Origin of the sequence: Leptolyngbya sp. KIOST-1, assembly GCF_000763385.1 — a bacterium.
Taxonomy (GTDB): domain Bacteria; phylum Cyanobacteriota; class Cyanobacteriia; order Phormidesmidales; family Phormidesmidaceae; genus Nodosilinea.
On sequence record NZ_JQFA01000002.1, the window covers coordinates 3,427,161 to 3,447,233 of the forward strand.

The 20,073-nt window shown below is 62.0% G+C and carries 18 protein-coding genes and 1 pseudogene; 7 read left to right on the forward strand and 12 right to left on the reverse strand.

What is annotated here, in order from left to right; all coding sequences use genetic code 11:
- Positions 1-26: 26 nt before the first annotated feature.
- Positions 27-863, reverse strand: a complete 837-nt coding sequence (locus NF78_RS15130; protein ID WP_035987609.1) for an SWIM zinc finger family protein — start codon at positions 861-863, stop codon at positions 27-29.
- Positions 864-966: 103 nt separating this feature from the next.
- A complete protein-coding gene (locus NF78_RS15135) occupies positions 967-1,629 on the reverse strand; it encodes an SDR family oxidoreductase (protein WP_035987612.1) in 663 nt (220 codons plus the stop codon).
- 211 nt (positions 1,630-1,840) lie between these two features.
- Between NF78_RS15135 and NF78_RS15140 the strand changes: the two genes are divergently transcribed.
- Entirely contained in the window at positions 1,841-2,617 is a 777-nt protein-coding gene (locus NF78_RS15140) for a DUF1997 domain-containing protein (protein WP_225885301.1), read from the forward strand.
- Positions 2,618-2,792: 175 nt separating this feature from the next.
- Here the strand turns inward: NF78_RS15140 and NF78_RS15145 are convergent, their stop codons facing one another.
- Positions 2,793-3,272 carry a DUF4079 domain-containing protein gene (locus NF78_RS15145; protein ID WP_035987614.1) on the reverse strand — a complete coding sequence of 160 codons (480 nt, stop codon included), beginning with the start codon at positions 3,270-3,272 and terminating at the stop codon, positions 2,793-2,795.
- A gap of 189 nt (positions 3,273-3,461) precedes the next feature.
- Here NF78_RS15145 and NF78_RS15150 point away from each other — a divergent pair, with 189 nt between their 5' ends.
- Positions 3,462-5,186: a M48 family metallopeptidase gene (locus tag NF78_RS15150; protein WP_035987616.1), complete on the forward strand. Its 1,725-nt coding sequence runs from the start codon at positions 3,462-3,464 to the stop codon at positions 5,184-5,186.
- Positions 5,187-5,418: 232 nt separating this feature from the next.
- Here the strand turns inward: NF78_RS15150 and NF78_RS15155 are convergent, their stop codons facing one another.
- Positions 5,419-6,270 (reverse strand): TVP38/TMEM64 family protein, encoded by an 852-nt coding sequence (locus NF78_RS15155; RefSeq protein ID WP_263970609.1) that lies wholly within the window; start codon positions 6,268-6,270, stop codon positions 5,419-5,421.
- A gap of 243 nt (positions 6,271-6,513) precedes the next feature.
- Here NF78_RS15155 and NF78_RS15160 point away from each other — a divergent pair, with 243 nt between their 5' ends.
- Positions 6,514-7,983 carry a sensor histidine kinase gene (locus tag NF78_RS15160; RefSeq protein ID WP_052050525.1) on the forward strand — a complete coding sequence of 490 codons (1,470 nt, stop codon included), beginning with the start codon at positions 6,514-6,516 and terminating at the stop codon, positions 7,981-7,983.
- A 147-nt stretch (positions 7,984-8,130) separates the two neighbouring features.
- Here NF78_RS15160 and NF78_RS29570 read toward each other — a convergent pair.
- Positions 8,131-8,634 (reverse strand): annotated as a pseudogene (locus NF78_RS29570) (SDR family oxidoreductase); the annotation flags it as partial.
- 260 nt (positions 8,635-8,894) lie between these two features.
- Positions 8,895-9,362 (reverse strand): hypothetical protein, encoded by a 468-nt coding sequence (locus tag NF78_RS15170; protein ID WP_035987620.1) that lies wholly within the window; start codon positions 9,360-9,362, stop codon positions 8,895-8,897.
- A gap of 220 nt (positions 9,363-9,582) precedes the next feature.
- On the opposite strand from NF78_RS15170, the gene NF78_RS15175 reads away from it, so the two are divergent.
- Positions 9,583-10,257 (forward strand): response regulator transcription factor, encoded by a 675-nt coding sequence (locus tag NF78_RS15175; RefSeq protein ID WP_035987622.1) that lies wholly within the window; start codon positions 9,583-9,585, stop codon positions 10,255-10,257.
- Positions 10,258-10,627: 370 nt separating this feature from the next.
- Here the strand turns inward: NF78_RS15175 and NF78_RS32985 are convergent, their stop codons facing one another.
- Positions 10,628-10,753, reverse strand: a complete 126-nt coding sequence (locus NF78_RS32985) for a hypothetical protein (RefSeq protein WP_263970610.1) — start codon at positions 10,751-10,753, stop codon at positions 10,628-10,630.
- Between the two features lie 450 nt (positions 10,754-11,203).
- On the opposite strand from NF78_RS32985, the gene NF78_RS15180 reads away from it, so the two are divergent.
- Together NF78_RS15180 and NF78_RS15185 are read left to right on the forward strand one after the other, a co-directional pair.
- Complete coding sequence (locus tag NF78_RS15180; RefSeq protein ID WP_197064848.1) at positions 11,204-11,995, forward strand: ABC transporter permease; 792 nt, start codon at positions 11,204-11,206, stop codon at positions 11,993-11,995.
- The gene (locus tag NF78_RS15185; RefSeq protein WP_318655474.1) at positions 11,917-12,777 is read left to right on the forward strand and encodes an ABC transporter permease; all 861 of its coding nucleotides are present in this window, start codon (positions 11,917-11,919) and stop codon (positions 12,775-12,777) included. The genes NF78_RS15180 and NF78_RS15185 overlap by 79 nt, the downstream gene beginning before the upstream one ends.
- A gap of 4 nt (positions 12,778-12,781) precedes the next feature.
- Here NF78_RS15185 and NF78_RS15190 read toward each other — a convergent pair whose 3' ends face one another.
- The 5 genes from NF78_RS15190 to NF78_RS15210 all read right to left on the reverse strand — a co-directional run bounded on the left by NF78_RS15190 (position 12,782) and on the right by NF78_RS15210 (position 19,322).
- Positions 12,782-13,543 (reverse strand): toll/interleukin-1 receptor domain-containing protein, encoded by a 762-nt coding sequence (locus NF78_RS15190; protein WP_197064849.1) that lies wholly within the window; start codon positions 13,541-13,543, stop codon positions 12,782-12,784.
- Positions 13,544-13,718: 175 nt separating this feature from the next.
- Complete coding sequence (locus NF78_RS15195) at positions 13,719-15,011, reverse strand: leucine-rich repeat-containing protein kinase family protein (protein WP_035987629.1); 1,293 nt, start codon at positions 15,009-15,011, stop codon at positions 13,719-13,721.
- A 137-nt stretch (positions 15,012-15,148) separates the two neighbouring features.
- On the reverse strand, positions 15,149-15,814 hold the full coding sequence (locus NF78_RS15200) for a hypothetical protein (RefSeq protein ID WP_156119781.1): 666 nt from the start codon (positions 15,812-15,814) through the stop codon (positions 15,149-15,151).
- Positions 15,815-15,887: 73 nt separating this feature from the next.
- Complete coding sequence (gene hemJ / locus NF78_RS15205) at positions 15,888-16,478, reverse strand: protoporphyrinogen oxidase HemJ (RefSeq protein WP_035987633.1); 591 nt, start codon at positions 16,476-16,478, stop codon at positions 15,888-15,890.
- Positions 16,479-16,907: 429 nt separating this feature from the next.
- Entirely contained in the window at positions 16,908-19,322 is a 2,415-nt protein-coding gene (locus NF78_RS15210) for a tetratricopeptide repeat protein (RefSeq protein ID WP_156119782.1), read from the reverse strand.
- Positions 19,323-19,567: 245 nt separating this feature from the next.
- Between NF78_RS15210 and NF78_RS15215 the strand changes: the two genes are divergently transcribed.
- Positions 19,568-20,044: a hypothetical protein gene (locus NF78_RS15215; protein ID WP_035987637.1), complete on the forward strand. Its 477-nt coding sequence runs from the start codon at positions 19,568-19,570 to the stop codon at positions 20,042-20,044.
- Positions 20,045-20,073 lie beyond the last annotated feature (29 nt).

Genomic DNA, 20,073 nt, shown 5'->3' on the forward strand with positions numbered 1-20,073 from the left:
ACCCTGGGTTCTGATCGGTTGGATCCCTACAGGCGGTCTTTGTTTTTGCTGCGAACGCGATCGTAGAGAGCTTCCATTGCTTCTATAAAAGAGTTGTCGCGATTCCAGAAGGCGGGAAAGTCGCCCTGCTTTTTGACCAGAATGGCCGGGACTGCCGAGGGCGTGGCCACTTCAATGGTCTGGGGCAAGCGCTTCTCCCCCTGCCAAAAGTCTTTCAGGCTGAGGGCCGATGCCTCAACGGGTTGGGGTTGGGTGTAGTACTGCTCGAGCGGTTCTGGCGATCGCTGCTGGGCCGAGAGTTCTGTTGAGAGGGCCTGCCCCAGGGGCGATTTGGCCAGCTCGGCTTTGAGGGCTGCCCGCGAAAGGCCGCGCAGCTCAAACAGCAGAAACGGGTCGCGATCCAGCTCGGCGGCGATCAGGTAGTAGACCCCGGCGATGTGTTTGCAGGGGTTGCTGTAGTCGGGGCAGGAGCACTGGGTCTTAAAGTCTTTGCCGCTGGCGGGCAGCAGGGTTAGCCCCAGGGTTTGGAAGCTGTCTTCGATGGTGTCGGGCATTTCGTTCAGCAACAGCCGGGAGATCAGGCTGGCTTTGGAGGCGACCAGGGCGATCGCAGCGGCCCACTGGACTTTGCTAATCGGCGTAAAGTTGATGGTGGTGGTGTACGTCGGTTCCTTGGTCACCCCAAAGTAGGGGTTCACCGACCCGCGCACCTTGGCTGTAACCAGGCTGCCGTCGATCTCAAAGCTCTTGACCTTGCCGCCTCGGGCGTAGGAGCGCCCCCGCTGCAATCGGCCCGAGTCGGTCAACCGCTCGATCGCCTCGATGAAGTTCTTGCCCCACCAGGTGCGGCTAAAGTCTGCCATCACTGGTCTCCTGTGCTGGTTCCATGGTAAGTGAGTCAGGCAGGGGCGTTGTAATGGTTCCGTTTGCCGATGCTTGGGCCAGGGTCACACCGGATGACGGCCCCTAGGCCACTCCGGCGAACAGGGCTTCGTAGGGCTGAGGGTTGGCGTTTTCCTGGGCGACAATTTCGACAATTTTGTCGCGGGCCTGGGGCAGGTACAGCGCCTCTACACAGGTTTGGGCCACCTTTTGACGCGACACGCTGCCCTCAAACAGGGTATCGGCTGGGGCCATAATCAGCGCTCGGCCGTCGGTGTCATCCTCCTTCAGGCCGCCGGGGCGAACGATGGTATAGGTAAGGCCGCTGGCCTGCAGGTAGGCTTCGGCCTGGTGCTTCCAGTAGAGGATCAAAAAGAACAGGTTGAGGGGATGGAAAAAGCGGGAGACACACAGGGACGACACCATGACGACGTGCTCAATGCCGATCTCCTTGGCGACATCGACCAGGTTTTTGGTGCCTTCAAAATCGACCTGGTAGGGGGCGGTGGGGTCAAAGCCGGGACGGGCTCCGGTGGCAGAGAGCAGCACCGTGCAGCCTGCCATGGCCCTGCGAATGCTGTCTTTATCGGTCACATCGCCCTCCGCCAGGGTGACTTCGGGGGGCAGTTGAGAGCGAGCCGCAGCGGCATTGCGGACGAATGCGACGACCGGCACGCCGCGACTGACGAGTTGCTTCACAATTTTTGAGCCAGTCGCGCCGGTCGCACCGGCCACAAATGCTTTCACCGCTACTTCCCCAGTACAGGTAACTGGCCTGATTCTACGGAATAGGGCCTGAAAAATAAACTAGTCCTAGGGATGGTTCCCTGGCAGGGCCAGGCAAACCGTGATCGGCATGACAGTTCTGGGGGGCACACTTGAGATACTAAGGCTTACGATAGGTTAAAGCTTTGGCGCAACGATCCTGTCCAATGTCGTTTCAGCATATGGTTGCACCGTGACTCTGAACTCCACGCCGTCGGCTCAAAATACGGGTGCCCTACCGCTCACCTCCGCCGCTGAAGACGCTGGGGCGGTTGAGCCTGGAACGGCCACCCCCCTGCCCCAGGAGGCGATCGCCGGGGAGCCTTCCCTCGCTCCCCCGACCGGGGAGACGCTGGTGCTGGAGGGGTTTTACGCTGGCAAAATGGACATGGCCGCCGATATCGACACGGTGGGGCGCTACCTGAACAGTCATCGGGGCTGGTTTACCCGCTGTGCCCAGCCGATGCAGGTCGAGCCCATCTCCGATCACGGCTATGCGCTGGTGGTCGGTCACTTTTCGGTGCTGGGCTACGAGGTAGAGCCGAAGGTGGGGCTTTACCTGTCACCCCTTGACCACCAGGTTTACCGCATCGACACCATGCCGGTGCCCGGCTACGTACCGCCCGGCTATGACGTCGATTTCCACGCCGTCATGTGGTTGCAGCCCGGTCCAGAGGCCACGCCGCCAGCGATCGCGCTGACTCAGGTGGATTGGGATTTGAGCCTGGCGGTCAAAATTCACATGCCGCGCCTGCTCAACTCGGTGCCGCGATCGCTGCTGAAGTCCTCCGGCGATCGCCTGCTCAACCAGGTGGTGCGCCAGGTCTCCAAGCGGCTCACCCGCAAAGTGCAGGAGGACTTTCACCACAGCCACCACCTGCCCCTGCCCGAGAGCTACCGGGGTCACTATTTCTGGTCAAACTGGGGCCGCAGAGCCGGTCACGGGCCTCAGGATAACCAGTCCCAGTGATCTGTCGAGCTAAATAATGACGGGTCAGTAGGGTTTCAGGTACACGGTTTCAGGTGCACGGTTGGCCTTGAACCGCAGACCTCAAACCGTGAACCCCAGGCTTTGGATTCCGCCACTATCAGCAAGGCGTTAACACCTGACGGCCCCCACGGGGGCCTTGCCATACAAGCGCGTATCAGGATCCAGCGGTGCTCTGCAGGTCCGACAGCAGCCGCTGCACAATCTGCATGCCGGTCAGCGCCTGCCAACCAAACAGCCCCACCAGCACAATGTTGAGGCTGATGTGGGTGAGCCGAGCCGTTTCGCTGCCCTTTTGCATGAACGGCACCAGCGCCGCCGAAGCCGCAATCAGCGTGGCCATACCCAGGCCCACCAGCAGGTGAGGCCCCACAAACAGCTTGCCCGCCTCCAGGTAGGTAGCCCCCATGCCGCCCACGGTGCCAATCACCATAAACGCCAGCAAGACAGAGCCCACCTTGTGGTGCTTGAGGGCAAACTTACCTTTGATCAGTTCTTTGCGGGTTTCGGCATCGGCCAGGCGCGTGCGGCGAGCCTGAATCCCAAGGTAGAGGGCGTAAAGGGTGATGGCCAGCAGCAGCCACATGGTGATGGGATGAACAAAGTTGAGCCAGGGCTGAATAGTGTCTAGGGTCATGGGGCTCCGGGGTCACAGGTTTGGCGTTACATTTATTTAACAAAATTATAAGATCACCGATTCTGGCTTGGCAAAGCTTTGGTCAGAATGGAAGGGCTGGGCGGGAACCTGGCGACGGCCCCAGCGTCGTGCAATATGCCCCCATACCTCCATTTTCAAGCGACCAGAGCATCGATTTAGGGAGAAGCTATGCGGCGATCAAGGCGTTTTCTGACGGTATTGCTGGCCAGCATTTTGGGGGCGGTGCTGCTGAGCCAGGGGCTGGGGCTACGGCCAGGGTTGGCCGCCGACCCTGGCGTAGGGGGCGATACCCTGGTCAACGACACCCTCCAGGTGGACCCCGCCTCCCGGCCCCCGCACACGCTACCTACCGGTGACGGGGAGCAACCCGACGGCACCCTCAAGCTGCCGCCCAAAGAACCCGATATTCCGGCCCTAGTGCCCGAGGCCGAGGGGGCCAGTACTGCGGAGCTGGACATCAATACCCCGGTGGGTCGGGCCCTGCTGCTGGCGGGGCTTTCGCCGGAGCAGGCCAAGCGCAGCGAGGTGCTGATGGAGGCCGATCGCCTCTACCAGGGGGGCGATCGCGCCGATGCCACCCTGCTCTACCGGGCCGCCAAGGACCCTCAGTGGCTGGCCGAGACTGGCCCAGAGGAGGCGATCGCCCCCCTGACGGACCCCGCCGAGCTGCCCCCCGCCGGGCAGGTCTACTGGCGCGAGGCCCAGACCGGAGCCGAGTCGGGCTTTCCCAACCGGGTGCTGGTCCCCCTGGAGCTGCTGGTTAAAAACTACCCTGAGTTTTTGCCGGGGCAGGCTCTCTACGCCCGCTACCTGGTGCAGAACGATCGCGCTGACGAGGCACTGAGGGTGCTGGAGGCGGCGGTCGCCCGCTACCCCTTCAACCCAGACCTGCTCAAGGCCCAGGCCGAAGTGCAGATGGCCCGCCAGCAGTGGATTGAGGCCGCCATCACCGCCAACCAGTTCGCCATTCTCAACCCCGAGCACCCTGAAGCGGAGGCCATGAGCGCCCTAGCCCGCCAAAACCTCGATCGCTTCCGGGGGGCCATGAACCAGACCCTGACCCGCAACCTGGTGTCGAACATCATCACCGGGGCGGCGGGGTACATTCTGACCGGGGGGCTGCTGGGGCCATTTAGCGCCCTCAACTCCGGCATTTTGATGATGCAGGGGGAAAGTGGCCTGGGCCACCAGGTGGCGGAGCAGGTAAAGCGCCAGCTACCCATTGTCGACGATCCCGAAATTCGGGCCTACGTCAACGATATGGGCCAGCGGCTGGCGGCTCTGGCGGGGCGCGACGAGTTTGACTACAGCTTTGAGGTGATCATGGACGACAGCCTCAATGCCTTTGCCCTGCCCGGCGGCAAGATCTTCATCCACGCCGGAGCTATTACCAGAAGCCATTCGGAAGCTGAGCTGGCGGGGCTGCTGGGCCACGAAATTGCCCATGCGGTGCTCTCCCACGGCTTCCAAATGGTGACCCAGGGCAACCTCACCGCCAGCCTGGCCTCGTTTATTCCCATTCCTGAGGTGGCCAACATTGCCGCTGGTCTGATTGTCTCCAGCTACTCCCGCGACATGGAGCGCCAGTCCGACATTCTGGGCACCAAGCTGCTGGCCAACAACCGCTACGCCGCCGACGGTCTGCACAACCTGATGGTCACCCTGGAGGCGGAGTACGGCAACCGGGGCGTGACCTGGTTTGCGTCGCACCCCAACCCGGGCGATCGGGTCAACTACCTGAGGCAGCTGATCGACCAGGGCGGCTTCAACCGCTACGCCTACGAGGGGGTAGCAACTCACCTCAAAATGCGCCACAAAATGAACCAGCTGATCACCCAGTACAAGCTAGAGCAAGGCATTGAGGCCGATCGGCCAATCCGCGATCGCCGCTAATTCCTCATCGCTCTGGGCTAGTGCAGCGTCAAGGCTAAAAATTAGGGTTCTCGTAGGTTGGGTGGAACGAAGTGAAACCCAACAGCAGCCAGCCTTGTTGGGTTCTGCTAGCGCGCCACCCAGCCTACAAAATAAGTCTTGACAGACCATTAGGGGTTGTTCTCAATTAGCTGCCAAACGTCCCAAAATTAAGGGTTATAGCCCCTAGCCTGTCGTAAATTGATGACATGGCCTAGGGCTTTTCGGGGCTGACTGGCTCCTCGGGCAGGGCTTCGTTCAAGGCGCGACGGGCCAGGCGGGTAATGTAGAGGGTCACGACCACCGTGGCTACCAACCCCACCACCCGAACAATCCACTGGACTGTGGCGGCCTGGGGGGATTGGCTACCGTCGCTGGTGCCCACGGTGGCCAGGTTGCCCACCAGCGACCCCAGGTAAACGTACAGAATGGTGCCGGGCAGAATACCCACCGAGCCAATGACATAATCTTTGAGCGAGATCTGGCTCAGCCCCAGGGAATAGTTGAGCAGGTTAAAGGGAAAGACCGGCGACAGCCGCAGCAAAAAGATGATTTTGCGCCCCTCCCTGGCGATCGCGTCGTCGATGGCTTGAAATCGGGGGCTGTGGGCAATTTTGCTGGCCACCCAGTCGCGCGCCAGGTAGCGACCGACCCAAAAGGCCGCCGTTGCCCCCAGCATGGCCCCCACAAAGACCAGGAGGGAGCCCTTAACGACCCCAAACACCACCCCGGCCCCCAGGGTCACCACCGAGGCCGGCACAAAGGCCACGGTAATGACGATGTAGAGCAGGATAAAGGCCAGGGGGGCGATCGCCCCCAGCCCGTCAATCCAGGCTAGCGCCTGCACCAGCTGCTGCTGGAGAGAGCCAATCAGGGATAGATCGGTGGTCATCGTAGTCGTCTGGGTGACGGGCATGGGAAGCATGAGCATAAGTGCGATTGTCATGGGCGCAGCGATCATTTCGGCGACCGCCAAAGTTAGAGGAAGCACCGCTCCTATGCCTAGCCCCAGCAAAAAGCGCAGCGTGGTAGCCGACACCGGCCGCGATTTAAGTTTAATTGACATAGCTTCAGGTGGCCTTTGGGTGAAATGAGAGGACGGTAGTTGACTGACGAAAGGCTTGAGGTGACCAAGCCCAAATGCTTTTCCCTGAGTTGACAGTTCCATTCAATCTCGCTCCCCTGAGATCGGCCTGAGAATCGCGTAAGTATGCCTGGAGAGCCATATCAGCCTGTTCTCAGAATGGGCTGCTAGAGTCAATATCAGGTCGTTAAGCGGCGTTTTAGCCTTCCCTGTAGACACGTATTTATGGCGCATTTTGGGCATCAACTGATTGACTCCGTTCGCCACCTGGGCCGCGGGCACACCATCGATCCGGGGTCGCTGCAAACCCGCCTGACCGCTGGGGTGGTGCTGGCCTCGCTGGTAGGGATTGGCGCTCTAGCGGCCTGGATGGGCTGGCGGATGCAGCAGATTCTGCTCAACAGCTACCGCCAGGGAACCGCCCTGATGGCCGATCGCCTGCAGGAAGACGTCCGTTACTACAGCCAGAGAATGCCCCCCCAGGAGGCCCTGGAAAGAGTCGTCAACTACCGGGCCACGGGCGACTTAGCGATTTGGGTAGAAACCGCCCCCGGCCTGCGGCTGGTTCAGTCAGAAACCCTGACCATGGGGTCGTGGCAAACCTCGGGGGTGAGCGCAGCCCTGCTCAGCACCGCCATTCCGGCGGGGGTGAAACTTATGACGGTGCAGGGTTGGCGGCTGGTGGTGTGCGCCAGCCCCCTGGATGTTCCTGGGCTGGCCCCGGCCACCCTGTACATTGCCGCCGATGTCACCGCCGAGTACCAGGGCCTACAGCAGCTGGTGCGGATGCTGCTGCTCACCAGCCTGGGGCTGATTAGCCTGCTGTCCATCGCCTTTGCCCTCTACATTCGCCGCACCCTCAGCCCTATTCGGCGTCTGAACCGGCTGGCGGGCCAGGTCACCGCCGACACCCTCGATCGGCCCCTCAACCTGGAGTCGGCCCCCACCGAGCTGCAGGAACTGGTGCGCAGCTATAACCTGATGCTGGCTCGCCTGGACAAAGCCTGGGGCCAGCAAAAGCGCCTGGTCAACGATGTTTCCCACGAGCTGCGTACGCCGCTGTCGCTGGTGCAGGGCTATCTGGAGAGCACGCTGCGGCGGGGGCAAAATCTCACTGCCGCCCAGCGGGAGGGGCTGGAGATCGCCGCCGCCGAGGCCAGCCGCACCACCCGCATGCTGAGCGAAATTCTCGATCTGGCCCGACTGACCAACGGTCCGGGCGTGCTAAATCTGGAGCCCACTCCCCTGCAGGATGTGGTCCACCGGGCTGTGGCGATCGCCGCCGCCACCCAGCCCAGCGCGGTAGACCGCCTGAGGGTTGCCGCCTGGACCCCCGTTGTTGCCCGGGTCGATCGCCAGAAGCTCCACACGGCCCTGGTGGAGCTAATCGACAACGCCCTCCGCTACGGCGATCCGCAGCAGCCGGTCCAGGTTTCGCTCACGGCCGAGGCGGGCTGGGCTGCGATTCAGGTGCAGGACCAGGGGGCGGGCATTCCGGCTCCCTGCCAGGGCGATATTTTTGAGCCCTTTTACCGGGTCGATGAGACCCGCTCCCGCAGCAGCGGCGGAACGGGACTGGGGCTCACCCTGGTGCGATCGCTGGTGGAGGCGATGGCCGGCCAGATTAGCGTACAGTCGCAGCCCAACTGCGGCAGTGTATTTACCCTTCGCATCCCCCTGCATGACCAATCCTAGTTCCCCCCGAGTTTGTGTCGAGTAAAATAGAGGGAAAGCGCTCAGGAGGCCAACCCGATGGCCAAGCAACGACGGAAGCGTGGAACCGCAGGCGATAAAGGTTTGGGCCACCTTTTGACGCGACACGCTGCCCTCAAACAGGGTATCGGCTGGGGCCATAATCAGCGCTCGGCCGTCGGTGTCATCCTCCTTCAGGCCGCCGGGGCGAACGATGGTATAGGTAAGGCCGCTGGCCTGCAGGTAGGCTTCGGCCTGGTGCTTCCAGTAGAGGATCAAAAAGAACAGGTTGAGGGGATGGAAAAAGCGGGAGACACACAGGGACGACACCATGACGACGTGCTCAATGCCGATCTCCTTGGCGACATCGACCAGGTTTTTGGTGCCTTCAAAATCGACCTGGTAGGGGGCGGTGGGGTCAAAGCCGGGACGGGCTCCGGTGGCAGAGAGCAGCACCGTGCAGCCTGCCATGGCCCTGCGAATGCTGTCTTTATCGGTCACATCGCCCTCCGCCAGGGTGACTTCGGGGGGCAGTTGAGAGCGAGCCGCAGCGGCATTGCGGACGAATGCGACGACCGGCACGCCGCGACTGACGAGTTGCTTCACAATTTTTGAGCCAGTCGCGCCGGTCGCACCGGCCACAAATGCTTTCACCGCTACTTCCCCAGTACAGGTAACTGGCCTGATTCTACGGAATAGGGCCTGAAAAATAAACTAGTCCTAGGGATGGTTCCCTGGCAGGGCCAGGCAAACCGTGATCGGCATGACAGTTCTGGGGGGCACACTTGAGATACTAAGGCTTACGATAGGTTAAAGCTTTGGCGCAACGATCCTGTCCAATGTCGTTTCAGCATATGGTTGCACCGTGACTCTGAACTCCACGCCGTCGGCTCAAAATACGGGTGCCCTACCGCTCACCTCCGCCGCTGAAGACGCTGGGGCGGTTGAGCCTGGAACGGCCACCCTTCTCCCTCCACCATCCAGATGGGTTGACCCATAGCGATCGCATTCTGGACATCCCGGTAGCGGTAAATCGGCACCTGGGCTCTAATCTCAGGGGTTAACCCCTTGATCCACTGCTGCCCGTTCCAGTGGTACTGCACAAAAAACTTCGCGCCGTTGCCCCGATCTACCCGCGTCACCTTTACCAGAGGCTGTCCGGTTCGGCTGGGATAGAAATAATCCTGCCGCTGCTGGGGTCGAACGGGCTTCTCAGGGGAGGCGGTGGCTGCAAAGTATTGCCCCCACATGCCATCGGCTGTTGCGCCCCGGTAGACGTAGCCGTCTACCGCCCCATCCTGGTCTACATGGCACCTTATATGCCATGCAAAATTTCCACGGGAAATGGGGCTCCGCCGAGCAATCCAGTCGAGCCATGGCATTACTCTGGAACTTTCATCCATTTTGTCGCAAAACTCGGACAGCGATGGATGGCTGCTTATGCCCCTTTGAACAACTCAACGGTTTCCGCTATCACAATAACTGGGTGCGCAATCTGCTGATTGCCTCATCGTTGAATGGCAGAAGGCCGTTGCCCAAGAAAGCTGACACAAAATAAGTTGGAACTAGGACCAATCGTTACCCGTTTGATTTGGAGACACCATGGGCGCTCGTATTTTGATTGTCGAAGATGAGGAAAAGCTGGCCAAATTTGTGCAGCTGGAGCTGTCCTACGAAGGGTACGAGGTCACGGTAGCCCACGACGGCCTCTCGGGCCTAATGGCCGCCCGCGACCAGACCCCTGACTTGATTCTGCTCGACTGGATGTTGCCGGGGCTGAGCGGGGTCGAGGTCTGTCGTCGCCTGCGCCAGACCGGCACCGCTACCCCGGTGATTTTGCTTACCGCCAAGGATGACGTCAGCGATCGCGTGGAGGGTCTCGATGCCGGGGCCGACGACTACGTGGTCAAGCCCTTCAGCATTGAGGAACTGCTGGCCCGGGTGCGTGCCCACCTGCGCCGCACCGAGCCCCAGGATGCCGAAGTGCTGGTGTTTGGCGACCTCACCCTCGATCGCCGTAGCCGGGAGGTGCGCCGGGGGGCGCGGTCCATCGAACTCACCGCCAAGGAATTTGACCTACTCGACTATCTGATGACCAACCCGCGCCAGGTGCTTACCCGCGATCGCATCCTCGAACAGGTGTGGGGCTACGACTTTATGGGCGACTCCAACATCATTGAGGTCTACGTGCGCTACCTGCGCCTCAAGCTCGAAGCCGAAGGCGAAAGCCGCGTGATCCAAACCATGCGCGGGGTCGGCTATGTGCTGCGCGATTAGGCCAGTCCAAAAGCGATGGCAAGGAGAGGCTGGGGCAGGCCTCAAGGCATAGTGTGATGTTGCTCAACCCAGCTATGCATTAACTATGCATTAACAGTTAATCTCTCCTGTCGGGACCAACAGCCGATTGCCCCGGCGAGGTATCCATTAAATGCGAGGGCTCGGATCTGAACGCGGCAGGCATCCCCTGCCGAGGCCAGCCGCAAAAAAGCCCGACCTGAGTCGGGCTGGTGGATGTGAGTCAGGTGCGAACCGCATTTCTACAGAAACGCTTCGATGGTTCATGCTTCATCATGGCCACTGGGGGCACGCCTGGGGTTAATGCCAGATTAATTTATCGAGCTTTTTCGGGTCAGCAGCTCAAACCGGCCTAGAGCAGAGTCTCAGGGGGCAGCACCTCTTTGGTCGAGCGCTCCAGCATGGTGGCGCGGCGGTTCTGCTGCTGCTGACGATTGCGAACCAGCAGACGACGAGCCCGATCTTGAGTAGAAGTCATAGGAAGTCTCCGAAAAATTCTGTATCTAAAGTTACCGAATACTACTTCAGAATACCCTTTATTTTGTCGCCCAAGGTTAAGATGCCTCTATAAAACCGTTAATTTTTTGAACATCTCTGTCCAGGGACAGAGCGCCGCCGTCCTCAACGGCCAAACCGTAACAGCCTGGTAGGATCTAGGGGCTGTCATCAATTAGCTGCCAAACACCGAAACATTGCGGGTTACAGCCCCTAGCCTGTCGTTTGGGCCGGGCCTGGCCAAGCTTGATATATAGCGACGGCCATTTCGCTTAGGACATCGGCCTCGGCTTCGGTTGAGAACTGGGGCGGCGCAATGGCGTATAGCCATCGCTTCAGGAGTATCGGTCATGTCCTCACGGTTCTGGCGATGGCTATGCCAAGCTTTTAGCCACAATTGATGACACGCCCTAAGCCAGTTGAGAAACTCCCTATGCTGAAACGAGCGCTTAAAATCTCCCGGGTCATGCTGTCGGTGTACTATGCCTACATGGTGGAGTACCGGGCAGAGCTGGTGTTTTGGGTGCTCTCGGGCACGTTTCCGCTGATTTTGATGGGGCTGTGGGTAGAGGCGGCCCAGGGCGACCAGTTCGACCTCAGTCCGACGGATCTGGTGCGGTACTTCTTGGCGGTGTTTTTGGTGCGCCAGTTCACCGTGGTCTGGGTGATCTGGGAGTTTGAGCGCGAGGTGGTGGAGGGGCGACTTTCGCCCTACCTGTTGCAGCCCGTGGACCCGGCCTGGCGGCATTTCTTTAGCCACGTTTCGGAGCGGTTTGCTCGGCTACCCTTTGCCTTTTTGCTGGTGGGGCTGTTTTTGCTGCTCTACCCCTACGCCGCCTGGTGGCCCCGGCTCGACAACCTGCTGCTGGGGCTGCTGGCGATCGCGCTGGCCTTTTGCCTGCGATTTCTCATGCAGTACACCTTTGCCCTGGCCGCCTTCTGGACGGAGCGGGCCAGCGCCCTGGAGCAGTTCTGGTTTTTGCTCTACACCTTTCTGTCGGGCATGGTGGCCCCGCTGTCGCTGTTTCCCGACGCGGTGCGCGAGGTGGTGCTGTGGACGCCCTTCCCCTACCTGATTTACTTTCCGGCCAGCCTGTTGATCGATCGGCCAGAGCATGTGGCGCGAGGATTTATGGCCATGGTGCTGTGGTCGGCACTGTTTTGGGGGCTGAATCGCTGGCTATGGCGGCGGGGGCTGCGGCAGTACTCAGGGATGGGGGCCTGATGGAACGCTACTTCAAGGTGCTGAGGTTGTTCTGGAGCACGGCGATCGCCGCTGAGCTGGAGTATCGACTCAATTTTTTGGTCACCGCGCTGATCAGCCTGGGCGGGCTGGCGGGCAGTCTGTTTGGCCTGTTTTTGTTCTACCGCACCGGCTACGAGTTCGAGGGCTGGAGCTGGGAGGCGGCGCTGCTGGTGCTGGGCCTGTTCACCGTGCTGCAGGGGTTCTCGGCTATGGTGCTGATCCCTAACCTGAACAAAATCGTCAACCAGGTGCAGCAGGGCACCCTCGACTTTGTGCTGCTCAAGCCGATCAGCTCGCAGTTCTGGCTCTCGACCCGAATTATTTCGCCCTGGGGGCTACCCGACGTGATCTTCGGCCTGGTGATGATCGGCTATGGCGGCAGTCGCCTGGGGCTGGGCTGGGCCGACTACGGGCTGGCGATTTTACCCCTGGCCCTAGGGGCGGTCACCCTCTACAGCCTGTGGTTTATGCTGGGGGCCACCAGCATCTGGTTTGTCAAAATCTACAACGTCACCGAGGTGCTGCGGGGGCTGCTGGAGGCCGGTCGGTTCCCGATCGCGGCCTACCCGGTGGCCTATCGGGTGTTCTTTACCTTTGTGGTGCCGGTGGCGTTTCTCACCACGGTGCCCGCCCAGACCATGCTAGGCCAGGGCGGACGCGGCTGGTTGCTGGCCTCGACCCTGCTGGCCCTGGTGCTGCTGGTGGTAGCGAACCGCTTTTGGCGCTTTGCCCTGCGGTTTTACACCAGCGCGTCGAGCTAGGGAGCTAGGCTAGCCAGCGCTGGATCCAGCCTATCCCCTGGCGGATGCCATTGGTGCGATCGCCCCCGTTGCAGGCGCTTTCAGCGACATACAGAGTCTGTAGCCGCAGGGGTTGGTAGCGCGATCGCTGGTTGGCCTCAACTAGCCAGTGCTGAAAACCTGTCAGGTCTTCTCCCTGCAGGAGCAGCGCTGAGTCGCGACTCAGCCGCTCCCACTGGAGCGCTTTGACCAGAAGCTGAGTGTGGGCGCGGTGGTAGTTGGCCTCGTGGTGCAGGGTTTGCAGCAGCTGTTGGCCACTAGCGGTGTCTGCCAGAGGGGGCACGCCGGTACGCAGGTCGATGGTGTCTAAGGTTTGCAGCGGCTCTGGCAGGTGCTCGGCGGGGACTGTTTTGGCTAGCACCGGCACAATTCGCTTGTTGAGGCTGAGGGCAAACAGCAACCCCTGTAGACAGAGCGCATCGGTCAGGGAGTGAGGAGTAAGGACCAGCAGATAGTTGTCGCAGGACTCCACAGCACGGGATATGGCCACCTCGGGGTGCAGGGCGATGGAGTAGACCTGGGGGTACTCCCAGCAGGTGATCTGGGCCTCGCTGAGCAACTGGCGCAAGGCCTGAACGGCAGCAGCCCCTGGCCGTACTGCGGCTTGAGCGACTGGCTGCTCTAGCGGTTCGCCATCGGGCCAGTCTGCGGTCGCGTAGGCCAAAAACACCTGAGCGGTCAGGTTACTGTAGGTCTGGCCATCGCCAGCGGCATTCAAATTGCTCAAAACTTGCACCCCTGCTAGCCGTGCAACCCCACTGGGCTAGTCCCCTCTGCCTCTCAACCTGAGCCAACGCTTCCTAGCCCTGGGCTTGAGAATACCCATTCAGGCCTTGGCAAACACTATCCCTGCTTATCTATGCCCGCCAGGGCAGATGTTTGATTCAATTCCTAGCGGCGGGTTAGAACGCCCTAAGCGCTGCCAAAATGTCCTTAAAGCTGGGGCGGGCCAGAACGTCGGGCTGTAGGCAGGCGGCCTGGATCTGGCGCAGGGTGGCCGGGGGAGCGGGGGTGCGATCGCACAAGTCCTCCAGCAGACAGCCAAAGGCTCTTACCTCCAGGCGCTCCAGGGCCGGGGCGTGGGCACTGGCGGGGTCGTAGAAGCTGGCCGCCCCAAAGTCGCTGAGGCGGGCCTCTCCCGCTGGATTGACCAGGGTGTTGTGGGGGTACAGGTCGCCGTGGAGAATGCCGCGATCGTGCAGGTGGGCGGCGGCGGCGGCCACCCCCCGGGCAATGGTCAGGGTAGCGGTCAGCGAAAACTCGGTGTCGTCCGGGTAGGTATCGCGGGTACAGCTCTCCAGGCTGGGCGGGCCGCCCAGCACCCGGTAGCTAGGCGGCACCAGGGGCAGCACCAGGCCCTGCTTGTGGTCGGGATGCTGGGCCACCTGGCCCAGGGGGGCAATCAGGTGCGGGTGTGTGCCCGCCGCAATGCAGGCCCGCAGTTCGTCCTCGGGCAGGCCGTCGCTGGTGATGGCTCCCTTAAACAGCTTGACCGCCACCGGCTGTTGGCCCTGGGGCTGTCGCCACAGCCCCCGTGAAATCACTCCCGACGCCCCCTGGCCCAGCACCTCTTCCAGGCTGAGGTCGCGCCAGGGAATCGTCGGTAGGGGGTCTGGATGAACTGGAGTACCCCCCCGGCAAAACGGGTTGCCGGCGTAGGCCAGCCAGCTGAGGCGCGGCAGCCTGACCAACCACGGCGGCAGCTGGTCGAGTTGGTTGGCGGCAATTCGAATCAGCTCCAGGTTTTGGCAGTTGGTCAGGGTTTCGGGCAGGGCGTGGAGTCGGTTGCCTGCCAGCATCAGCTTTTGCAGGTGGGGCAGGTGGCCGATCGCCTCGGGCAGCGATCGCAGGCGGTTGTCGGTCAGAATCAGCCAGCGGGTCTTGGGCGGTAGCGCCTCGGCGGGCACCGTGGCAATCCGGTTGGCCTTAAACCCAATCATCGAGAGGTTGGGGCACTGGGCCAGTACCTCGGGCACCCGCTCAAAGCGGTTGTTGTTGAAAAAGACAATCCGCAGATTCTGGAGCCTGGCAAAGCTGTCGGGCAGGGTGGTGAGAGCGTTGTGGGAGAGATCGAGAATTTCCAGGCTGTCGGCCAGATCGAGAATCTCTTCGGGAAAGGTGGTCAGGTTTGCGGCCAACGTCAGCCGCCGATTGTCGATGGGCGGTTGCGATCGCAGCATCTCCAGATTGAGCATGGGTGGCCTTGGGGTGATCAGGTGCTACGGCCCAATGTGGCACCAATCGGGCGCTATCCCCATAAAACTTCGGTGTAGTTTAGCCGCGATGGCCCTGGGGGCCGGTCTCTGACCATCGCCCCAGCGCCTCTGCGCGGCTAGCCATCGACGAACAGGTTCAGCCGGCCCCGCCACACCAGGTAGGCCGTGATCACCGCCCCCAGGGTCAGCACCGTGCCCAACACCAGAAACAGCAGCCCCAGCCAGCGCGCCGTCAACTGCTCGCGATCGAGGGACTCCAGGTAGCTCAGCTTGGTTTCAAAGCCGATCTGGGCCTCGCTGACGATGGGCCTGTCACCAGCCCTGGTCAGGGTGCCCAGCACCAGCACCGGATCGTCCACCTGAAACCCGTCGTAGCGGCGGGCGCGGCCCTCCTCCACCCGCGACCGCGTAGAGCGCAGGGTGTACCCCACTTCAATTTCCACCACGCCGCCGGGGATCTCCACCCAGAGGATGGGAGTGTAGCTGCGCACCCGATCCCACTCCAACTCGCCCTCGCGGCGCACCTGGTGGTACTCGTTGTAGGCCACCAGGGGGGGGCGATCGCTGGGCGGGGTGCGATTGCTCACCCAGCCTTCCAACAGCACCCGTACCCCCCGCTCGTTGAGGGTCTCAGCGGTGGCCACCCGCAGGCGGGCCACCTCCTGGGCATGACTGGCGATGGTCTGGGGCAACACCATCCGGATGACGCCCCCAGCGATCAAAAAAGGAACTCCGACAGCGGCCAATATGCCTGGCAACAGCCAGTGCTCCCATCTGCTCATAGCTCTCCCTCATTGACCCCGATTGCGTTAGCGACCAGCTGGTGTGGGTCTGGACTAGGGACAATTAACACCGTCAGGAATTTTGCAGGGCCTGGGGTTCTGGGGCCGCACCCAGGGCTTCTTTTTCTTTATCTAACCGCCGCTTGCGGGCGTAGAGCTGAATGGTTGCCGCCATAAACACCACCAGCCCCACCATCAGCCAGGTTGTCACCCCAGTGGGAAAGCTGTTCTTAAAGATCACCAGCATGACGATCGCCACCAGCAGCAGAGTTGGGGCTTCGTTGAGCGCCCGCAGCTGCTGACTCGACCACCCACACTCGCCCCGGTGCAGCTGCCGCATCAGGCGACCACAGTAGTGGTGGTACACCAGCAGCAGGGCCACCAGGCCGAGCTTGGCGTGCATCCAGCCGTCCTTGAGGTACTCAGGCATCTGCACCAGCAGCCCCACCGCCATTGCTACCGTCACCACCATGCCAGGGGTGGTGATGATGTTGTAGAGGCGCTTCTCCATGATGGTGTACTGCTTTTTAAGAATGCCCCGGGCCGGTTCTGGCTCCGCTTCGGCCTCCACGTGGTAGATAAACAGGCGCACCAGGTAAAACAGCCCGGCGAACCAGACCACCACCCCAATAATGTGAAACGCTTTGAACCAGTAGTAGGCCATAGTCTTTCCTTCAGCCCCACGAAAGCAATGCTCTGGCGGGATGTTGCAAACCGTTAAGTACGTTTCCCATTGTTATGCACGGGTTTGCCCTTGAGAAGCCAGGCGCGACGGTTCTTAATGATTTTGGATTTTGTATTTTAGATTCTGAGCTGACGCCCTTGCCACCACCCTCTTATACTGAATCCGCCTGGGCTGCCCCCGGTTGGGCTGGGCAAACACCGTAAAGCCTCTGGCTTGGCTTCGCCTATGCCCCTACGCAATCCTCCTGTTTGGAATCGGGGTGAAGCGATTTGGATTTGCTCTGAAAATAGCCCTGGCAATGGTGCATCGCTGCGCGGATGCACCCTAAGGTTTTCATCGTTGGGGGTGCCGCGTCAGCGGCATGGTCAATTGGTATCACTCTCCCACCCTCCCACTCACCCACCTCCCCTACAGCCGCCGCAACACCTGAGGCAACAACTCCCCCGGCAGCTGCGAGAGCACCGCCTGCTGCCCCGCAATCCCAAACAGGTCGTAGGTCAGGTGGGCGTTGTATACCATCGCCGTGATCAGCACCTCCAGCTGGGGCGGGCTGTCGCGCCAGCCTTCGTAGGCCAGCAGGTAGTAGCGCAGGGCCGCATCCAGGTGGTGCTGGCGGGCTTCCGTTTCGGCGCTGGGCAGAGCCTGGGCCAGCTGGTCGTGGACGACGCCGGCACTGTGGCAGGTGGCCCACAGGTCAAACCCCAGGGCGGCGGTGGGCGACTCTTGCAGGGCGGTTTCGGCGGCGACCAGGGCCATTTCGTAGGCAGCTACGGCCTGCTGCAGGGCGTTCAGGCGGCGGTCCTCCTGCTTTTCGGAGGCTTGGCCCTCGCTGTCGGCAGGATCGGCCTCGTCTTTGGCAACAAGGGGCTGCCGTTTACCGGAGGCTTCTACCTGCTGGGCCAGGTCCCAGTAGGCGGTGCCCAGGTTGTTGGCAGTGGCGGCACAGCCGGCGGGGGCGGCGGGGGCGGTGCGGTACTGGAGTGCTGCCCGGTAGGCGGCGATCGCCCGTTCGAGCAAAACCATGGGCTGCTGGTGCTGGGCCAGGCTCCAGTAGGCAATGCCCAGGTTGTTCTGGATCATGGCGTATTCCAGGGGGGCTGCGGCGGCGGTGCGGTGGGCCAGGGCCTCGCTATAGGCCGCGATCGCCAGGGGTAGGTGGTGCCGGGGGTCCTGGTGCTGGGCCAGCCGCCAGTGAATTGCCCCCAGGCTGTTTTGCAGGTTGGCGTAGTCGATGGGCGACTGTGCCGCCGGACTGTGCTCCAGGGCGGTTTGGTAGGCCGCCACTGCCTTTTCGAGACAGGGCACCGGATCCTCCAGATTGGCCAGCAGCCCGTAGACGGTGCCCAGGTTGCCGGAAATGCGCCCTAGGGTGTCGGCGGGAATTCCCTGCTGGCCGCCCTGGAGGGCTTTTTCGTAGGTCTGGGCACTGCGCCGCAGCCAGGGGGCGGGGTCGAGCATGCCCTCCTGCTGCCCCTGGAGCCAGTAGAGGCTGGCCAGGTCGTTGAGGGCGTCGCACCAGTCGGTGCTGCCTGGGGTGAGGCCCACGATCGCGCGATCGTACAGGGCCATGGCAAAGTCCACCAGGCTGGCGCTCGGGGCCTCCACCGTGAGGCGATCGCGCGATCGCTGCCCCAGGGCCAGGTAGGCCCGCGCCAGGGTCAATGGCCCGGCCTGCTGGTCAATCAGCCCCTGAACGTAGCGCCACAGGTTTACCAATTCAGCATCCTGGGCCAGGTCGGGAGGCAGTTGCAGGGTGTCCCGTTCCCTGTCGGCGCCAGTGGCCTCGGCCTCAGCGGTTGGGCCGGGCCGGGCCGGGGCAGGCGGGGGCGAGACCGGCTCGGCCAGCTGGAGCGCCGCCAGGGTCTCAGCGGCGGTAGCCCCCACAGGCGGCAAAATGACGCTGGAAAATAGGCCCTGATCGGCACCGGGTGCCAGGACGGTATAGCTCGGGGGAGCCGACTGGGGGCGATCGAACACGTTGGCCGCTGCCCGGTCCATGAGCGCGGGCAAATCGACGGGGGGCTGAGGCGGCGCAGGCGGTTGGGTGGGGGCAGCGGCGTTTTCTGGGGCCGCCGCCACCGGGGGCAACGGCGACGACGTGACCCCCCCAGGCTCGGGAGACTGCTCAAAGGTTGCCAGGTCGTCGCGCAGCACCTGCCAGAGGGGGGGCTGGGGGGCCGCACTGGTCTGGGCCGGCCCGGTCTGGGGCGGGGCCGTCTGGGGCGGGGCCGTCTGGGCTGGGGGCGCATCGAACTGGGCTGGAGCCGGGGCAGCCGACTGCGGTCTGGGCTCTCCCACAAACTCAAACAGGCCGCTGCGCGATCGCCAGAACCTCGGTACCGACTGGCGAATTTTGCCCAGCCAGGGGCGCGGCACCCACACCACCAGTCGGCATTCGAGCTGGGTGAGCAGCGCATCGACGCGAATCAGCGAGGCCAGAAACCGATTTTGCACCGTGGGCGACTGGCCCGTAAGCCGATCGATGCCCACAATTTGGAACACGGGGGCGCTGGGCAGGCTGTCCTGGAGGCGGCGCTGCTGCTTCAGCCACAGCAGCACCTCCCGCACCAGATCGGGGCGATCGCCGCCCAGCCGCAGCGTCACCAGGGTAAACTGCCGCGCCCGCACCTCTGGGGACAGGGGTACTGTCTCGGGCAAGGGGCTAAAGTTAGCCTCCAGTCGTTGGGCCAACTGCTCCTGCAAGGCCACATCGTCACACACCGCAATCAGCAGCTGCCGTCGCAGGTTGAGCTGAAGGGCCAGGCGCAGCTCCTGATAGGCTTCCTGGTTATGCCCCAGGTAGGTTTGAGAATTCAAAGACACAGCAGCGGTCACAGTAAGTAAGATGCAGGCGGCACGGTAAAACTAGTTATTATGAACTAGCGAGTTGCCAGGCCAGAGGGCACAGGTTAGGGATACACGGTTTACGGTTGCAGGCAAGTTTGAACCGCGCACCGTAAACCCAGGCTACTCACCCCTGCCAGCATTAGCCTGGTCAAGTCCTAGTTCCAACCAACTCTATTCATTACACTTCACCCTTGGGCCAACCGTTTCAGGACAACAGAACCATGGCCGCCCCCATGACCGCCCCCCAGCCTCTGCCGAATCCCCCAACCCCTCTCGAACGGGACATTCTCGGTCAGCTCCAGGCTGCTGGCGGCACCTGCACCACCCTGTCGGCGCTGCCCGTGGCGGTCAAAAGTTCGCTCCGTAAGCGTACTTACGCATGCCAACAACTGCAAGCCAGGGGCTGGCTTGACTACGATTTCGAAATTGCCCAGTTTGGTCTCAGCCTCACGGGCAAAACCCTGCTTGGCCTCCATCTGTCGGTGTGGCCCGTCACCCCCGACGAGCGGCTGATTCTCAAATCCTGCCTGAGCGGCAGAATTCACCCTGAACGGATCCATCGCCGGGTGCCGGTGTACGATCGCCAGCGCCTGCTGGAGCGACTGGCCGACCAGGGATCAATTGTGGTGTATGGACGAGCGATCGCCAACCTGCGCCTCACCACGCTGGGCGAACACAACCTGGGGCGACTCCTGTAGCCTCCGAAAAGCCCATGGTTGGACTAGCC